The following is a 16,303-nucleotide window of genomic DNA, read 5'->3' as shown; positions in this document are numbered from 1 at the left end:
AACCGTTAGACCAAACCGGCCCGCAATGCTTTGACTGCTGCTTGGACTCGGTCATCCACAGAGAGCTTGTTCATGATGCTGCGCACATGGGTTTTGATCGTGTTTTGGCTTAAGGTCAGAGCATCGGCAATCTCCTGGTTGCTCATACCTTCCACCACTAACCTCAGCACTTCCAGTTCACGAATAGAGAGCGTACCAAAAACTTGAGTATTGCCTTTGCCAGGCGGTTTGAGCCGGTCGAAAACCTGACGAGCCACCAACGGATCCAGGTAGCCGGTTCCAGCCAGGGCAGCCTCAATTGCAAACAGCACAGTGTCTGGGCTAGAGCCTTTGACGCAATAGGCATCGGCGCCACTGGCGAGAGCTGCAATCACTTCAGTGCCATTGGTGTAAGACGTCAGCATGATCACGCGGGTCTGAGGTCGGCTGCGCTTGATCTGGACAGTCGCCTCAATGCCGTCCATGCGAGGCATGGCGATATCCATGAGCACGACATCAGGCTGCAACCGCTTAGCAGCCAACACCCCAGCAACCCCATCTGCCGCTGAGCCAACGATCTCTAGGTCCGGTAGCATTCCCAGGGCTACTTCTAGACCCGCTTGCATCATCGGGTCATCCTCGACAATGAGCACAGTTGTCGCCCCATTGGGTTCAGAGTTGCTCATAGCTGCTTATGATTCACGGTAGATACACGGTTTTATTCTGAACCGCAGTGGGCGTTCGTGGGGGTATCCCCAACAAAATGCACAAACAAAATGCAAGTAGTTCAGTATCAAGCGCTGAGGGCGCTGAATGTTTACGACGGGCCTGATTTGAGCCGCCTAGCGACCCAAATGGCAGCAGGGCGTTACTTCTGTTACGACTCTCCAGATTCATCGAGATTTGAGCCAGAACAACCTGAGTCAGGCCAAGCTCAGGTTGTTCTAGCTAGGGCAGAACAGCCTAAGGAGCGAGTCAGTGACCAGCCAGAGAATGTGCAGGCCAAACTAATTCGACTGGTTGAGGACAACTATCCAGGTTGGCTCGATCCTCAAGACGAAACTCAGGTGCAGCCTGCCGCCAATGCCTATCAGCCAGCCGAGCTTAACCTTGAGCAGATTCAGGCTCGACTGCCCCAAGTGATTCAATTTGCGCTTCAGGCTTCTGCCCAAGCGAACTATTATCTTTGGGGCGGTACAGTGGGGCCGAACTACGATTGCTCCGGTCTGATGCAGGCAGCATTTCAGTCCGCTGGGATTTGGTTACCCCGCGATGCTTATCAGCAGGAAGCCTTTGTCAAACCCGTTGCTCTAGCTGAGCTACAGCCTGGGGATCTAGTATTTTTTGGACCTGCCGACTATCGAGCGACCCATGTGGGCTTGGTGCTGGGCGAGGGTCGCTATCTACACAGTTCCGGCGTTGATCAGGGTCGCAATGGCATTGGCGTTGATCACTTGTCGGCAACTGTTAATGACCCCGTTAGCCTGCGTTACTTTGCTCAGTTCCGAGGTGGTGGACGGGTAATCAGCAGCTATTGTCCCTAGGGTCGTTATCCCGAGCCCCGTCTACAGAGCCATATATGCCATCTATAAAAGTAGCGCCTGTAGTGATCTGTAAACCAAGCTCAAGCTTCGTGAACAACTTTGGTGGCAACCTAGTAGTTTCTGAGTGGAACGCACTACGATCGAGGAGTTCGAGGGGCTCAGTGTGGCGTTGATCTTCGCACCAAAACACCTCAAAATCATCTTGGCAAAATCATTCCTTGGAGTTTCATGGCAGCTGCTCACGAAGTCAAACGCTACCTTGCTCACTGGTTGCAGTTGGGCAAGTCAATCGTCATTCAGGAGAGCGACCAGCGGCTAGCGCCGAGCCGGATTTTGCAAGGCAATGGTTATACTCCTGAGTTTGAAGCTCTGTGGGAGCGAGTGAGCGACCCTCAAACAGGAGACTGTTATCTAGAAGGAACTGAGCAGACAATCCAGACGTTGCTAACTGAGCAGTGGGCGATTGAGGGTTGCGCCCGTTGCTCGGTTCTAGTGCCCGTTTGCACCTCTGGTCAGACGCAGGGGCTGAGCTGCGTTTGTGAGGGCATGGCTAATTGGCCCAATTCCGAGACTTTGCCACCCCGTGACCCAGTCGATAGCAATGCAAGGCTCGAACAGCTACGCGACCGCCTCGGCTCGATTAGTGCCATAACTCGTGCTTTAACCTCTGAGTAAAGCCCTTGAAAGGTCGGGCGAGAGAGCGAGTGAGAAGCCGAGTTTGGGAGGTAAATTAACCTTCCGCTCAGCTCTCGGCTTAGCTCCTATAGCTGTGGAAAACTTTTTGTCTGACCGTACAGATTGAGAAATGTGGTCGGGCTTCCCAGTCAGTTGATCAGGCTGCTAAGCAGGTCTTGCTCTGCGGCTTAACCCCGTTATCCACTATGACTAAGCTGCCTGCTGGGTCACTCTGAGCAATGCCTGAAAACTTGACCGGCAAAAGCTTTTAGTAGTTTTGGACCTACTGTATTGGTAGCAGTTAACTGCCCAATTCTTCAGCTAGCACATGAGGATTTGAAGTCCTTGATCTGCGAGCGAAGCTCCGCCAATCAACTGGCAATTTCGGCTCAACTTTTTCCACAGCAGGGCAAACAGCTTGTGGAAAACTCACTCTCGACTATCACGAAGATTCCAGTTTGCTTACCAAGATTTAACCTTCAAGCAGGAGGATCTAGGGGTGTCGTTTACCGTGGTAGTGAGGCTAGCAATGCATCGGTTACTTACCCTAGTTGGACTCACAGGACTGTTAGCAATTGCTTGGGCGATTTCCGGTCAGCAAGTTCAAGGTCAGGCTCAAGCTAACCTTGGAGAGCCCACAATTTTAGGTCGCTATAGTCTTAATCCTGTTGCGCTGAAAGCGGCTCAAGAGCGGGCTTGGCCTGGTCAAGTTCGCGATGACCGGGGACTACAGCTGGGAGGGCTATTTTCGGGCTTGCATCACATGAGTGGCGATCCGGAAAATACGTTTTATGCCGTCGCCGATCGTGGACCGAATGGTCAGGTTCGCGTAGGCGAGGATCGTCGCCGCACCTTTCCAGTACCAGAATATAGCCCAGTCATCTATAAGCTACGCACCGTGGGCGATCAGTTACAAATCATTGGCCAAACCATAATTCGCACTCGCAGCGGTCAGCCGGTTACCGGTATTTCCAATACTGAAGCGGATGAAACTCCTTACAGCTTTGATGGCCAAACCCGTTTAGCCTTAAATCCCAATGGTTTAGACATTGAAGGACTGGCCCGCGCTCAAGATGGCAGCTTTTGGGTTTGTGATGAGTACAGCCCCAGTCTGGCTCAGATTGCTCCTAATGGTACGGTCTTATATCGCCTGGTACCTGGAGGACTAACCTTAACTGCGGATACTGATGTCCGTGCGGTTCTGCCCGCTATCTACAGTAAGCGTCGGGGCAATCGCGGCTTTGAGGGCTTAACCTTAAGCCGAGATGGTTCGCGTATCTTTGCGGTGTTGCAAAGCCCTCTCGATTTTCCAACTAAAGATATTGGTCGGGCTTCTCGCATGATCCGACTGCTTGTAGTTGATACCCGCTCTCTTAGGCCAGTGGCGGAATATGTTTATGTGGCTGAGCCATCAAGGACGTTTCGGGAAGCCGATCAAGGCGAAATGAAGCTGAGCGATGTGGCCTTTGTGAATCCAACCACACTCCTGGTTGATGAGCGCACCGATAAAGTCGCCCACATCTATCAAATCGATCTCAGCCGAGCCACTAATATTTTGGGCAGCCGTTGGAGTGATCTGCAAAATACTGGCAATTCGCTGGAGGCGCTCACGCCTGCGCAACTTGCGGAAAATAACATCACGCCCGTCGGCAAGACGCTGCTAGTAGACCTCAGCAAGCTGCCAAATATGCCTGACAAAATCGAAGGGTTGACGGTGGTTGATGCCAACACGATTGCGGTGGGCAATGACAACGACTTTGGCTTTGATCGTTTCACCCCTCAAGGCCGTGCGGTTAATAACAGCCTCTCCAACCTATTACTAACGATCCGTCTGCCCCGTGCCTTACCCTTAGCCCGCTAAAGCTCAATCTCAAGCCCCTCCAGGTCCATCACCTGCCCAAGCCTGGTGGTGGAACTCAGGCAGCTAGGCGGGCGTCTGGGGAGCTTGGGTCGGGAAAGCCTGGTTCAGGTTCAAGACTTGGATCCTCAAAACTTGGCTAAAGGCTGACCCTTCCCGCGATCTTTGTCTTCGGCTTATGGGATCGGTCCAGCTCCCTGGCGCTCACTCTCTCTGTGCAACCGTGAAACCCTTAGATCTCTGCCACCAACCGCTTCGTGCGGCTGTTCTGCTCGCTACTTTGTCTCTGGGCATGGGTCTAGTCCTGCCCCAAGCGGTTCTCGCCACTCCTCACTCGTTACCAGTGCTCGAATTGACTCAAGCCCAACCAGACCCAGCACTGCCACCAGCCCTGCTGAGGCGAGTACAGCAAGATCTGTCAAATCGGGTGGGCATCCCAGCTACTCAACTGCGGGTAATTGCAGCCAGTCGGCAAACTTGGACAGATGGCTGTTTGGGGCTTGGCACTCTTGAACAACTGTGTTTGCAGGCGTTAGTTGAGGGTTGGCGCATCACTCTGTCTGATGGGCGTCAGGCTTGGACCTACCGCACCAATGCCGATGGACAGGTGTTGCAACTAGAACCTCCCACTACCAGCCAGTTGCCTTCCCCTAGCGCCACCCCTTCTCCCAATCCGGTACAACAGCCACCCGCGCAAAGGCCCCCACAAAGCCCCACAGGACAAAGGCCCCAACCGGAACCTGCGCCTGCACTAGCAGAGGGAGAAGTGTTTCAAGCGATTAGCAGTGGTGGTTTTGCTGGGCAGACCTACAAGACGACCCTAATGCGCGACGGAAGAGTAATCCGGGTGCTGGTGAGCTCCAGTGGTGCAGCAGCTCAACCGCGGACCCATCGTGTCTCTCGTCGTCAGGTCCAGGCGTTTCAGCGTCTGCTCGCCCAACAGCGCTTTGACAGCTACAAGGGCCAGAATTACACTGCACCTCCTGGGGCAGCTGACTTTATCAATGTGACCTTAGTGAGCCGCGCTGGCAGCATGGGCTACGTTGATATGGGGCAGGACCAACTGCCTCAACCCCTGCAAACCGTGATTCGGGCTTGGAATCAAATTAGCAGCCCCTCCCAGAGGAATTGAGGCTAGGTTTGCCTTGGCTTATTGGCTCTGGTTGAGATTAATCCTGCTGACTAGCTAGGCTGATAGCCGGCAGGATCGATCTCAGCCTTGCTGAGTCAGCGTTCTCAGCCTTGCTGAGTCAGCGTTGATTAGTTTGCAGAAGCACCTGGTTGAGCTTGCCGCTGCGGTAGCCTTCCAAATCCAGAGTGACATAGGTAAAACCGTAATCCTGGAAGGCCGCTACCAAGGTTGGCAATTCTGTGGTGAGCACAAACTCTTTGATCTGCTCAGCGGGTAGTTCGATGCGGGCAGTGTCGCCTTCAGAGCGCACCCGCAAATTTTTTAAGCCCAGGTTGCGCAGGTAGCGCTCACCGCGACCAACCCGTTGCAGCTTGGCAACGGTAATCTCCTCGCCATAGGGAAAGCGGGAACTCAGACAAGGTTGGGCAGGTTTATCCCACCAAGGCAAGTTGAGCCTGCGGGCGAGTTCACGCACCTCGACTTTGGTGACTCCCACTTCAGCCAAGGGCGAACGTGCACCTCGCTCTTTGGCAGCCTGAATGCCGGGCCGGTAATCGCTCAGGTCATCGGCGTTGACGCCATCTACAACATAGGCGTAGCCGCGCTCTAAGGCTAAAGGCTTGAGTGTGTCGTGTAACTCGCTTTTGCAGAAATAACAGCGATTGACTGGGTTTTCTCGATAGTTTGGGTTGTCCATCTCATGCGTCTGGACAACTTCATGAGTGATGCCGATTTCAGCCGCCTGAACCCGTGCGTCTTCCAGATCTTCAGGGAGTAGGGAGGGCGATTCGGCAGTGACTGCTAAAGCTCGGTCGCCTAGAACGTCGTAGGCAATTTTGGCCACCAGAGTGCTATCGATGCCCCCAGAGTAGGCAATCAGAGCCCGCTCCATCTCGGCAAACAGGATTCTGAGTTGCTCTAGTTTCTGCAACAACATGGTTCTGTAAACAGCCAATAACGACATCGAACGGCCCAAGGTAAAATACCTTGAACCAACTCTCTTAAAGGATAGCCAATTTTAAGTTTTTTAAGCGCTGCGAATTAACTCACAACCCTTGCGAGAAGAAGCTCTGTAATAAATATAGAGTCTTTAAAGGTAACAACCACCTGTTTAAGCCCTCTAACTTAGGTTAGAGAAAGTTATATCATGGAGCAGATTTTGCTTTATTTTAGCGTTTGAGCTTGGACTTTTGTAGGGCTCTAAGCCTCTCGCAGAGTGATGATTTATGAGTCAGGCTACCTCCGTGACCGGGGCTGGTGCCCATTCTGCCTCTACACCTAACCAAGGTAAGCTGAGCCACGATATCTTCATTTCCTACTCGCGCAGAGACAGCAACTTTGTGCGCAAGCTGTATGGAGCGCTCTGCGAGTTGAATCACTCTGTCTGGGTGGACTGGCAGGAAATTCTCCCGGCTGAGGAGTGGTGGAAGGCGATCGAGTCTGCGATTGAGTCTGCCAATACCTTTGTCTTTGTCATTAGCCTGACTTCGATTCGTTCTGACATCTGTCGTCGAGAGATTGAGCATGCTATCCACCACAACAAACGTCTGATTCCGGTCGTACTGCATGAGCCAGTGGAGCCACAGGATCGCGAGGCGATACACACGGCTGTCTCTGTTCACAATTGGATCTTTTTCCGCCAGGAAGAGGAATTTGCGCGGAATTTGCAACGCCTGGTTCAGGCCGTTAACACAGACCTCAAGTACGTTCGGGCCCACACTCGCTTTCTAATGCGGGCGCTAGAGTGGGATAGGGCCGGACGTGATCGCAGCTTCTTGCTTCGAGGCAAAGACTTAAAAGCGGCAGAAGAGTGGCTGGCTCAAGGGACAGGGCAGCAGCCTCCCGTGGCCCCTTTGCATACGCCGTACATCATCAGCAGTCGTAGGGCGCAAACCCAACAGCAGCGACTTACTTTAGGCGCTGTCTGTATAGCTCTGGTGGGGCTAACGGTGCTAGCTGCTGTAGCCGTTGCCCAGAAACAGACCGCCGATGAGCAGCGCCAGGAGGCCCTTAACCAGCGTCAAGAAGCAATTACCCAACGCCAACGCGCAGAGAGACAACGAGAGCGAGCGGAGCAAGGCGAGCGAACCGCTGAGGAGGCTAAGCGGACCGCCGAAGCTGCGCAAAAAGCCGAAGCAGAACGTCGCAAGGAAGCTGAAGCCGCCCGAACAGCAGAAGCTGCGCAAAGGGCCAGGGCAGAGGCAGCCCAAAAAGCCGAGGCTGAACGCCGAAGGGAAGCCGAAGTTGCCCGCCAGGAAGCTCAGCAACGGCTAATCCAAGCGTTCGTCTCAGAATCTGAGGCTCGATTTTTGGCTGATGAGGGCTTGGAGTCTCTCATTACTGCGGTTAAGGCGGGTCAACTGTTTAGATCTCTGCATTCAGGGAAGGCGACAACGGGGCAGGCTACAACTCAAACTCAAATTGCTGCCAGCTTGCAGCAAAGCCTCTATGCCTCTCAAGAGCGCAATCGTTTAGTGGGGCACAGCGATAAAGTCACCAGCGTCAGCTTCAGTCCAGACGGCCAAATTCTAGTTTCGGGCAGTGCCGACCGAACTCTGAAGCTCTGGCGTCTAGATGGTCGCCTGCTGCGAACGCTTGACGAGCCTCAAACTCGGATCAGTAGCGTTGTCTTTAGCCCCGACGGTCAGGTGTTCGCCTCCAGCACCGACCGAGTGCTCAAGGTCTGGAGCCGAGACGGTAGGCTGCTGCGAACTCTGCCAACCAATCATGGCAACACCATCACCGCGATTCGCTTCAGTCCTGATGGTCGCACTCTGGCCTCTGCTAGCCGGGATGCAACCGTCAAGCTTTGGAGTTTAGATGGTCGCTTGCTCAGAACGTTGAGTGGTCACCAGGGTTTTGTCCAGGCGATTAGTTTCAGCCCGGATGGCAGAACCTTAGCCTCAGCCAGTCAAGACAAAACCGTTAAGCTTTGGAATGTTGTCGATGGGGCAGTACGCCAAACCTTAGCGGGCAAGGACGGCATGAACTGTGTCAGTTTCAGCCCAGATGGACGCAGTGTGGCAACTGGGGGCGAAGATGACGCTATTCAGTTGTGGCAGGTTGCTAATGGCCAATTAATTAAAACCTTGTCTGGCTCACCCAGCCGAGTAGCCGGATCAAATAGCCGTGATCTAGCAGGTATTACGAACCTTCAATTCAGCCGTAATGGTAAGGCTCTAGTTTCCAGCCGTTCGGATGGCCTGCTCCAAACTTGGAACATCGAAACGGGACGCTTCAGATTGCTCAGTGGAACTGGCGCGGCGGTTGCTAGTTTGAGCTTGAGCCCAGATGGCCGAACCTTGGCCTCTGCTGGAGCAGATAAGCTCGTTCACCTGTGGAACTTAGCTCCGGGTTTTAGTGCTTCTGATACCCTATATAGCGCCAGCTTCAGTCCTAATGGGCAGTGGTTTGCGACAGCGGGTGAGGACCAAGGGATTCAGATTTGGCGCACGGAAGGTAATGCTCAATTGCCTGCGAAGGTACTGCCAGGGGATGACCCACTATACGGCTTGAGCTTCAGTCCTGATGGTCGGTTCCTCGCTTCTGGTGGCGATGACAACCTCGTTAAACTCTGGGATATTCAGCGAGGCTGGGCGCCGCGTTCTCTGAAGGGAGAGGGGCATGGCGACGGGATCCGCAGTATCAGCTTTAGCCCTGATGGTCGCCTACTTGCTTCTGCCAGTTTGGACGAAACGATCAAGCTTTGGGACATCCGACAGGGTCGCCTGCTGAGAATTCTACAGCACAGTGACTATGTGCGCAGTGTTAGTTTCAGCCCTGATGGCCAGATGTTAGCTTCTAGTGGTGATGACAAGACAATAAAGCTCTGGCGAGTGGCTAATGGCACTTTGCTTAAGACGCTTAATGGACACAGTTCATCAGTTGCCGCAGTTAGTTTCAGCCCCGATGGTCGGCTCCTAGCTTCTGCTAGTGAGGATAACACAGTGAAGCTCTGGCGCGTAGCTGATGGTCAACGGCTGCATACGATCACGGGTCACGATGGCGGTGTTAAAAGCGTCAGTTTTAGCCCTGATGGTCGAGTTTTGGCCTCTAGCAGTGCAGATGGGACCGTTAAACTTTGGAACGTGAGCGATGGCAGTTTGCTGAATACTCTAGTTGGGCATTTTAACGATGTGCGTAGGGTCGTGTTCAGCCCAAATGGCAGGTTCCTTCTGAGTGTTAGCGACAACCCCACAACAAATTCGGCAAACCCAACTGTAATCCTGTGGAACCTTGGTTTGAACGATTTGATCGCACGAGGCTGCGAGCGCTTACATGATTATTTGAAAACAAATCCGAATGTGAACGCACAGGATCGTCGAATCTGCCTTCCTTAAACTGATACATCACTCCTAAAATCGAAAAGTTGTGCGAATTGTGGCGACAAAAATATCGTTGTTGTCAGGAATGTGGCCCGGATCGCTAACGTAGAAGAAGCCTGGGGTAATCGAAATATTATCGTTCACCTGAAGGCGGTAGAACAACTCGTAATGAATACCACTGCCCTCATCCGCCCGTTCAATTGCAAGACCAGCAACCAGCTTGGGCGGTTGACCCACTAACAGGGCTAATAGATCGCCTTCTCTACCAAATGGGTCGAAAAAACCCAGAGAAAACTGATAGGTCGTTGTGGCCATAATTGCATCCGACTCTAGAGAGTTAGTGATGATTAACCCTCCCCAAGCACTTAGGGTGAAGCTAGGCGACAATCGCCACTGCAAAGTACCATTGAATGCATGAATTTTCGCTGGTTCACCAATGCCACCAGAGGTGTCGGCATTAAAGCTACCTGTATAAGTATCCAGCCGACCATCATCGGCGAAAGCATTAACGTATGCCAAACCTATGTTTAAATTGCGACTGGGCCGCAAAAGAAACTGAATGCCCAAAGCACTGTGGTCAGCACTGAATAGACCATCCGCCGCATCACTAGAATTGCGGCTACCGTAGGCAAATTGCAAGCGAATTTTACCATTAATAAACCAGTCAAAGCCCAAGCCAGCATCCAAGCTGCCAATTTTGAAAATTGGGCTAAATTCACCAAATTGGGAAATAGCTCCCCGACCAGAATCAGAATAAGGTGAATTGGGCGAGAGGATACTACTCAGGCTAAATCCAGCAGGAATAATTGAGAAGACAATTCGATCATTAAAGGCTGAAAATCGATACTCTACAGCATCCAGAACAACTCGGCTACCTTTAGCACCAACAGCCTGGTCATCTATATCACGATATGATGTATCGCCCTGGTACGACAGCAGAGCCATGTTGGTATTGAGAGAGCCAGGACTAGCAAAGCCATCATCACTAAAGTTGCCTGCAACTAGGCCAATTCGCAGCAAATCTCGATTGGAAAAAGCAGTTGTAAATTGCAGGCGGGATAAGTAGTTTAGAACTGTATTGGAATCCCCCTGCCCAGGTGGACCGCCACCGCCTGCAACTGACAGACCAAAAATCGCCTCGCCGCCCAAAACGGTTGTTGTCGAAAATTGGTTGGCTGCTAACTCAGTATTACGAGCCTCAAGGCTATCAATCTGACCGCGCAAGGTTGCTAGCTCGCTGGCAAAATTCTCTTGCAACTTCTGCAGAGTTTCTAAATCTGCGCGATTAACCGGATTTGAACTACCTGTTGCCAGGAGTGCGCTCACTTTAGCTAGGGTTGCATTTAATCCAGCCGCAAACTCATAGCGACTGATGACTCGATTGCCCCGAAAATTGCCATCGGGATAACCTGAAATTACACCGTAGCGCTCTGTTAATGATTGCAGGGCTTGAAATGCCCAATCAGTTGGATCTACATCAGATAATTGGGAAACGGAAGTGATTTGTGCTGCTTGCTCAGCATCAATTGGAACAATTTGATCTCCCTCTGCACTATAGACGTTGAATAGCCTTGCATCAGAATTCGGAGTGTCTGAGCCCAACACCTCAGAAGAAATTTGAATAGCGGCTCCTTCAGGTAAGCCTACACCTTCAATTAAACTGGGGGGTTGAACCTCACCAGATAACGTTGAAGTAAATGAAGTTGACTGTGGCCAATCAACTTGTTCAGCCCCAGCTTTAGAAGCTATTGAGAAGCATGCCAAAGCTCCAGACAAGAGCGCAAATATACAGGTATTCACTGAGGTATTCATTGAGGTACTCGTGGGTGTCTTCCCACTGGGTAATTAAAATCCGTGCATCTAAAAGTACAGCCTCCACTGTGAGGCTAGCGATCAGGTGAGCGAGTTCTGCCAGTTCTAATACGCCCAGGAAATGGCCCACTGGGAATATTTGGCTCTTCCCCGTTTAGATCGAAGACTTCAATCCGGGTCGCTGTTCCATCCTCGTTGATGATCGTGCCAGACCCTCGCCTACCGCTGAGGCCAAGGGAACTCTCTCGACCTGTTACCCCATCGATTTGTAGGGTGCCATTATCAAAATTCACGACCAAGTTGTTGGTAATTCCATCATTGCCTACAAATCTACCGGTTCTCTCTGTATCTCTGTAGAACCTGCCAGGCCGATCGTTAAATTCCTCTCTACGTGGGCTCCTTCCCTGCCGATAGGAATTATCGTCATCGGCAAAAGGCTCTCCGCCAGTTAAAGCTTCAGCACGAAAACTTTGAATTTCTGCTGCTCTGACGGTTTCAGTCCGAACGGCATTGAGTGTGGCCTGAATCTGCGGAGCCTCCTGAGCAACTTGTCCTCCCTGTCCTGGCCCCAGCACTGCTGCTAGTTCGTTGGTTTGATAAAAACTCTCCAGGTCAAATTCCCGAACTGGTCCAACGGCGCCACCAGTCACAGCAACCGTCTGACCAGCTTGCAGCGCTACTCTAGCTTCTCCTGCTTGGTTAGAAACGCTAATATCTCCCGGTGTCAAGGCAAAAACGCGAGCTTGCTTAGCTGCTGGATCGTACTGCACAAACACCGCTGCTTTGCGGCGTGCACTAGACAGGACAGTAGCTGCTTCCTGTTTGTTCAATGTCCTAGCAGAGGGTAGAGCTTCTGCTCGAATTTCGATTTGGCTACCGGGGGTTTCGACCCTGGTCACCACACTGCCATCAATGCTGAGAACCACTGACATGCCGCGATTGAGTTTGAAGATCGTCTCGGGGGCTGTTGTTCTATCCTTGAGTTGAAAACTGCGCAATCCCCGCTCAAATCGAAAAACGGAATCAGGGCCAATAATCGCCAAAGATCCTTCATTGAACAGCAAACTGGCTTTAGCATTCCTTCCCGTTTGTAAGGAGTCTAGGGGAGCAAAATCATCGAGTAGCTGAGCTGGACGCGATACCCTTTGCCTCCGAGGGGTCAATTCAACATTTAGGAGAAGCGTGCAAACCTTGGCATAAATTAGGCGGTCTTCTCGCTGGTCGGGGGCCGCTAGTGAGCAAGTTCGTGCCCGAGCGGGCTGTGCTTGTTGTGCCAGAATTGGTGACACTCCAGCAAGTGTCGATAAACCACCAGCAAATAATCCTAAACTAAGGAGCCATCCCTGCTGCACCACTAGAGCCTCACTGGTTAGGAGCTAGGCCCTAGTGTACAACGTGTATCTAATAAACTTGCAGGCTGTTTGGATTTTGCATGCTGGCTTTAAGCTAGATCTAGCTCACTAAATTCTGAGGCTTTAGAGCGTGAGGCTTTACCGATTTGGGCTTTACCAGCTTAGGCTTTGCTATCAAACTAGCAAAGCCTAAAGGTATTGTGACAACTCTTCTATGTCTCTCTAATTACCGTTTGCACAGCAAGAAGCTACTAGTAGCTATTAGTAGTAGTTAAAGCAGCCCCGTTTAGTAAAACTACCCCGTCCGGCTGAGCCTACAAACTGGTCGCCATCGATAACAAGCTGGCCTCGGGAGAGAACTTGCGTTGGCACTCCCTGCACTTCTCGGCCTTCGTAAGGGTTATAGTCAACGCGCATGTGGTGAGTGCTGGCCGAAATCGTTTTGCGGGCCTCGGGGTCGAATACCACCAAATCGGCATCAGAGCCAACAGCAATCGTGCCCTTACGCGGCCATAGACCAAAAATGCGCGCTGGGGTCGTAGAAGTAAGTTCGACAAAGCGATTGAGGCTGAACTTGCCGGTGCGCACGCCACCGTCGTAAATCAAGCTCATTCGAGTTTCCACACCAGGTGCACCATTCGGGATCTTGCTGAAATTATCTAGACCCAATTCTTTCTGACGGGGTAAACCCTGAAAGCCTTCTTTCATACAAAAAGGACAGTGATCGGTGGAGATTACTTGCAAATCGTTGTACTGCAAACCGCGCCACAAATGCGCCTGATGATGGCAAGGACGCAAGGGTGGTGACATCACATATTTAGCCCCATCAAAGCCAGGTTCCTCGTAGTTGTCGTAGGACAAAAATAAATATTGGGGGCAAGTTTCGGCGTGGGCTGGGATGCCTAAATCGCGGGCTTCAGTTACAGCCTGCAACGCTTCTAGAGCAGAAAGATGCACTATGTAGACTGGAGTACGGGCCAACTCTGCCAGTCTAATGGCTCGGTGTGTGGCTTCGCCTTCCATCGAAGAAGGTCGGGTGAGGGCATGATATTTCGGAGCTGTATTACCGGCAGCTAAAGCTTGCTCAACCAGAACATCGATCACAATGCCATTCTCAGCGTGCATACAAATGAGGCCACCGTTTTCGCCTGCCCGTTGCATGACTCGAAAAATCTCACCATCATCTAGATAGAACACACCGGGATAGGCCATAAATAGCTTGAAACTGGTGACCCCTTCCTGCTCAATTAACGCATCCATTTCGCTGAGAATGCCGGGGTTTACCTCGGTCATAATCATGTGGAAGCTGTAATCAACACAGGCTTTGCCCTCAGCTTTCTTGTGCCAGGTCTCTAGCCCTTGTCGTAGCGTCTGTCCTCGATATTGCACAGCGAAATCGATGATGTGAGTGGTGCCGCCAAAGGCTGCTGCACGGGTGCCAGTTGCAAAATCATCAGAGGCAAACGTACCGCCAAAGGGCAATTCCATGTGTGTATGAACATCAATGCCACCAGGAATGACCAATTTGTCTGTGGCATCAACTACCGTGTCAGCTTGAACTTGACTGAGATCCGCTCCAATCAAGGTAATTTGCTCACGTTCAATAAAAATGTCAGCCCGATAATCGTCGCTAGCAGTGATGATGCGACCATTTTTGATGAGAACACTCACACGAACAAACTCCTTTGTTCTGATATCAATTCTGGTTTGATTGAGCAATCGGGCGAACCAGATTTGAGAATCCTACAGCGGCTTGTCAGGAATCAGACCTGAGTAAAGAAAATCTACCGATGGGATAGGCAGTTGTAATAGGCAGCTGAGTTTTGTCAGGTATTGCTTCGCTTCAGAACACCTCAAAACGTTTGCCCAAGCTCAGGTTTTACTCTGAGTTACCGCGTTAAACTGTTGGCTCTGAACATTGCTAGCGCTGAAACTTCCATGAAGATTGATCGGCGAACCTTCGCCGTTGCTTTGGCAGGCTTTTGCACCTTTCTTGATCTCTACGCGCCTCAGTCGCTGCTGCCTCTGTTCACTCAGGTCTTTCAGGCAAGCGAAGGCGAGGTGAGCCTGATGATCAGCGCGACCACGATCGCTGTGGCCATCGCCGCGCCCTTAGTAGGTCTGTTCGCTGATACTTTGGGGCGCAAACGCGTGATTACAGCTGCCATTCTAGTTCTGGCTGTGCCAACGCTGCTGGCTGCCACGGCCTCAGGACTGCCAGAGCTGATTGGCTGGCGCTTCGCTCAGGGGCTGGCAATGCCTGGTATCTTCGCGGTGACAATTGCTTACATCACCGAGGAATGGGCGGGGTTGGGAGTTGGCTCGGTAATGGCTACCTATGTGACCGGCAACGTGATTGGTGGCTTTTCAGGCCGCTTCCTTGCAGGGGTGGTTGCCGCTCATTGGGGTTGGCGCTGGGTGTTTGTGATGCTGGGTTGCTTAAATTTCCTGGGAGGCTTAGCTGTTTGGGCCTGGTTGCCAGCCTCTCGCCGGTTTGTGCGCCAGAAAAATGTATTGGCGTCACTACGAGCAATGTCAGCTCATTTGCGCAATCCGCGTTTGATTGCTGCCTACACGGCTGGATTTAATGTGCTGTTTGCGATTGTTGCTGTCTTTACCTATGTTAATTTCTACCTGGCTGCACCACCGTTGGCTTGGGAACAGTAGCACTCGGCTCAATTTTTTGCGTTTACCTACTCGGTGTGATTGTGACGCCAATTGCAGGTAAGTGGATCGACCGCTTCGGCTATCGGTTAGCCTCTACTGCCGCAACGGCTACCGGCTGTTTAGGCATTTTGCTGACCCTATGGCTGACACTCTGGTTAGTGATTATTGGTCTAGCAATCTTTGCAACGGGTATCTTTATCTGTCAGTCTGCTGCAACTAGCTATGTAGGGGTTGCAGCTGGCTACGCTCGATCTTCTGCGGCTGGGCTTTATTTGACCTTCTACTACATCGGCGGCAGTGTTGGGGCAATAGTACCGGGTCTTTTTTGGTCGGCAGGCGGTTGGCCTGCTTGTGTCGCCTTAGTTGTGTTTGTGCAATTGCTAACGGTTGGTCTGATACTGGCTTTTTGGAGCAAGTAACTCAGAGCCTTTTTACTTTGAACTGTGGCTAGAAAAAACTGTGATTGGAAACGGCCTTAAGGTTAATCTAAAAACGTACAATGTCCTGCGAACATTTTCAGCTTAGGCCAATTGCTGATGGTTTCTGGTATTTGGATTTGCTATAGCGTTAAGAAGACAACTGCTGTCTAAAAGCTGCTAGCTAGATTCGAGCCAGAAGAAGTTGCAACAGACTGGGAGCCTACACCTCGGTACTGTGTGCCTACAGAAAATTTGTAGGTTAAAGGCAGGGTGAAACGTTGTGCTCTCAGGGCTGCACCTCGATACTGACCAACGGTCTGACCTGAGGTCACCTTAACGGCAGAGGTAGCGGAGTTATAAGCAATGCCACGGTAAGAGAGTTGCATAATTTTAGTCTCCAGGTTGAGTAAGGTGGATGATTGGGGCTCGTGGAGCAGTCGTTGCTGGTGTTTAGCTCGTTCGATTGGATCGTTGGCTTTGGGATTAAAGAGCTCTCTTCTCGATTGCCCTCTGTTGATCTATAGGGTTAGGTCCAGCCAG

Annotated in this window: 13 protein-coding genes; 7 read left to right on the top strand and 6 right to left on the bottom strand. The window is 51.7% G+C overall.

What is annotated here, in order from left to right; genetic code table 11:
• Positions 1 to 5 precede the first annotated feature (5 nt).
• Positions 6 to 665 (bottom strand): response regulator, encoded by a 660-nt coding sequence (locus H6F94_RS13440; RefSeq protein ID WP_190802747.1) that lies wholly within the window; start codon positions 663 to 665, stop codon positions 6 to 8.
• 90 nt (positions 666 to 755) lie between these two features.
• Here H6F94_RS13440 and H6F94_RS13435 point away from each other — a divergent pair, with 90 nt between their 5' ends.
• The 4 genes from H6F94_RS13435 to H6F94_RS13420 all read left to right on the top strand — a co-directional run bounded on the left by H6F94_RS13435 (position 756) and on the right by H6F94_RS13420 (position 5,188).
• A complete protein-coding gene (locus tag H6F94_RS13435; RefSeq protein ID WP_190802746.1) occupies positions 756 to 1,523 on the top strand; it encodes a C40 family peptidase in 768 nt (255 codons plus the stop codon).
• Positions 1,524 to 1,751: 228 nt separating this feature from the next.
• Complete coding sequence (locus tag H6F94_RS13430; protein ID WP_190802745.1) at positions 1,752 to 2,198, top strand: hypothetical protein; 447 nt, start codon at positions 1,752 to 1,754, stop codon at positions 2,196 to 2,198.
• A 529-nt stretch (positions 2,199 to 2,727) separates the two neighbouring features.
• Entirely contained in the window at positions 2,728 to 4,059 is a 1,332-nt protein-coding gene (locus tag H6F94_RS13425; protein ID WP_190802744.1) for an esterase-like activity of phytase family protein, read from the top strand.
• Between the two features lie 220 nt (positions 4,060 to 4,279).
• Positions 4,280 to 5,188, top strand: a complete 909-nt coding sequence (locus H6F94_RS13420; protein ID WP_190802743.1) for a DUF8738 domain-containing protein — start codon at positions 4,280 to 4,282, stop codon at positions 5,186 to 5,188.
• A 118-nt stretch (positions 5,189 to 5,306) separates the two neighbouring features.
• On the opposite strand, the gene larE is transcribed toward H6F94_RS13420, so the two are convergent.
• Positions 5,307 to 6,152, bottom strand: a complete 846-nt coding sequence (larE, locus tag H6F94_RS13415; protein ID WP_242041176.1) for an ATP-dependent sacrificial sulfur transferase LarE — start codon at positions 6,150 to 6,152, stop codon at positions 5,307 to 5,309.
• Between the two features lie 262 nt (positions 6,153 to 6,414).
• Between larE and H6F94_RS13410 the strand changes: the two genes are divergently transcribed.
• Positions 6,415 to 9,528 (top strand): WD40 domain-containing protein, encoded by a 3,114-nt coding sequence (locus H6F94_RS13410; protein ID WP_190802742.1) that lies wholly within the window; start codon positions 6,415 to 6,417, stop codon positions 9,526 to 9,528.
• Between the two features lie 15 nt (positions 9,529 to 9,543).
• On the opposite strand, the gene H6F94_RS13405 is transcribed toward H6F94_RS13410, so the two are convergent.
• From H6F94_RS13405 to hydA, 3 genes are all read right to left on the bottom strand, one after another.
• A complete protein-coding gene (locus tag H6F94_RS13405; RefSeq protein ID WP_190802741.1) occupies positions 9,544 to 11,325 on the bottom strand; it encodes an iron uptake porin in 1,782 nt (593 codons plus the stop codon).
• A 74-nt stretch (positions 11,326 to 11,399) separates the two neighbouring features.
• Positions 11,400 to 12,677: a FecR family protein gene (locus H6F94_RS13400; protein ID WP_190802740.1), complete on the bottom strand. Its 1,278-nt coding sequence runs from the start codon at positions 12,675 to 12,677 to the stop codon at positions 11,400 to 11,402.
• 261 nt (positions 12,678 to 12,938) lie between these two features.
• Positions 12,939 to 14,348, bottom strand: coding sequence for a dihydropyrimidinase (hydA, locus tag H6F94_RS13395; protein WP_190802739.1), 1,410 nt, complete (start codon positions 14,346 to 14,348; stop codon positions 12,939 to 12,941).
• Positions 14,349 to 14,615: 267 nt separating this feature from the next.
• Here hydA and H6F94_RS31705 point away from each other — a divergent pair, with 267 nt between their 5' ends.
• Both H6F94_RS31705 and H6F94_RS31700 read left to right on the top strand, forming a co-directional pair.
• On the top strand, positions 14,616 to 15,344 hold the full coding sequence (locus H6F94_RS31705) for an MFS transporter (RefSeq protein ID WP_199320402.1): 729 nt from the start codon (positions 14,616 to 14,618) through the stop codon (positions 15,342 to 15,344).
• Between the two features lie 41 nt (positions 15,345 to 15,385).
• Entirely contained in the window at positions 15,386 to 15,763 is a 378-nt protein-coding gene (locus H6F94_RS31700; protein ID WP_199320401.1) for an MFS transporter, read from the top strand.
• A 167-nt stretch (positions 15,764 to 15,930) separates the two neighbouring features.
• On the opposite strand, the gene H6F94_RS13385 is transcribed toward H6F94_RS31700, so the two are convergent.
• Positions 15,931 to 16,149, bottom strand: a complete 219-nt coding sequence (locus H6F94_RS13385; RefSeq protein WP_190802738.1) for a DUF4278 domain-containing protein — start codon at positions 16,147 to 16,149, stop codon at positions 15,931 to 15,933.
• Positions 16,150 to 16,303 lie beyond the last annotated feature (154 nt).

Origin of the sequence: Leptolyngbya sp. FACHB-261, assembly GCF_014696065.1 — a bacterium.
Lineage (GTDB): Bacteria > Cyanobacteriota > Cyanobacteriia > FACHB-261 > FACHB-261 > FACHB-261.
The sequence above is the reverse complement of the archived record's forward strand: the minus strand, read 5'-3'. Positions and strand labels throughout refer to the sequence as shown.

Excerpts from the sequence above, each read along its gene's own strand:
- H6F94_RS13405 (WP_190802741.1), bottom strand. The coding sequence starts at position 11,325 with ATGAATACCTCAGTGAATACCTGTATATTTGCGCTCTTGTCTGGAGCT.
- H6F94_RS13425 (WP_190802744.1), top strand. The coding sequence starts at position 2,728 with ATGCATCGGTTACTTACCCTAGTTGGACTCACAGGACTGTTAGCAATT.
- H6F94_RS31705 (WP_199320402.1), top strand. The coding sequence starts at position 14,616 with ATGAAGATTGATCGGCGAACCTTCGCCGTTGCTTTGGCAGGCTTTTGC.
- H6F94_RS13440 (WP_190802747.1), bottom strand. The coding sequence starts at position 665 with ATGAGCAACTCTGAACCCAATGGGGCGACAACTGTGCTCATTGTCGAG.
- H6F94_RS13385 (WP_190802738.1), bottom strand. The coding sequence starts at position 16,149 with ATGCAACTCTCTTACCGTGGCATTGCTTATAACTCCGCTACCTCTGCC.
- H6F94_RS13430 (WP_190802745.1), top strand. The coding sequence starts at position 1,752 with ATGGCAGCTGCTCACGAAGTCAAACGCTACCTTGCTCACTGGTTGCAG.
- H6F94_RS13435 (WP_190802746.1), top strand. The coding sequence starts at position 756 with ATGCAAGTAGTTCAGTATCAAGCGCTGAGGGCGCTGAATGTTTACGAC.
- H6F94_RS13410 (WP_190802742.1), top strand. The coding sequence starts at position 6,415 with ATGAGTCAGGCTACCTCCGTGACCGGGGCTGGTGCCCATTCTGCCTCT.
- larE (WP_242041176.1), bottom strand. The coding sequence starts at position 6,152 with ATGTCGTTATTGGCTGTTTACAGAACCATGTTGTTGCAGAAACTAGAG.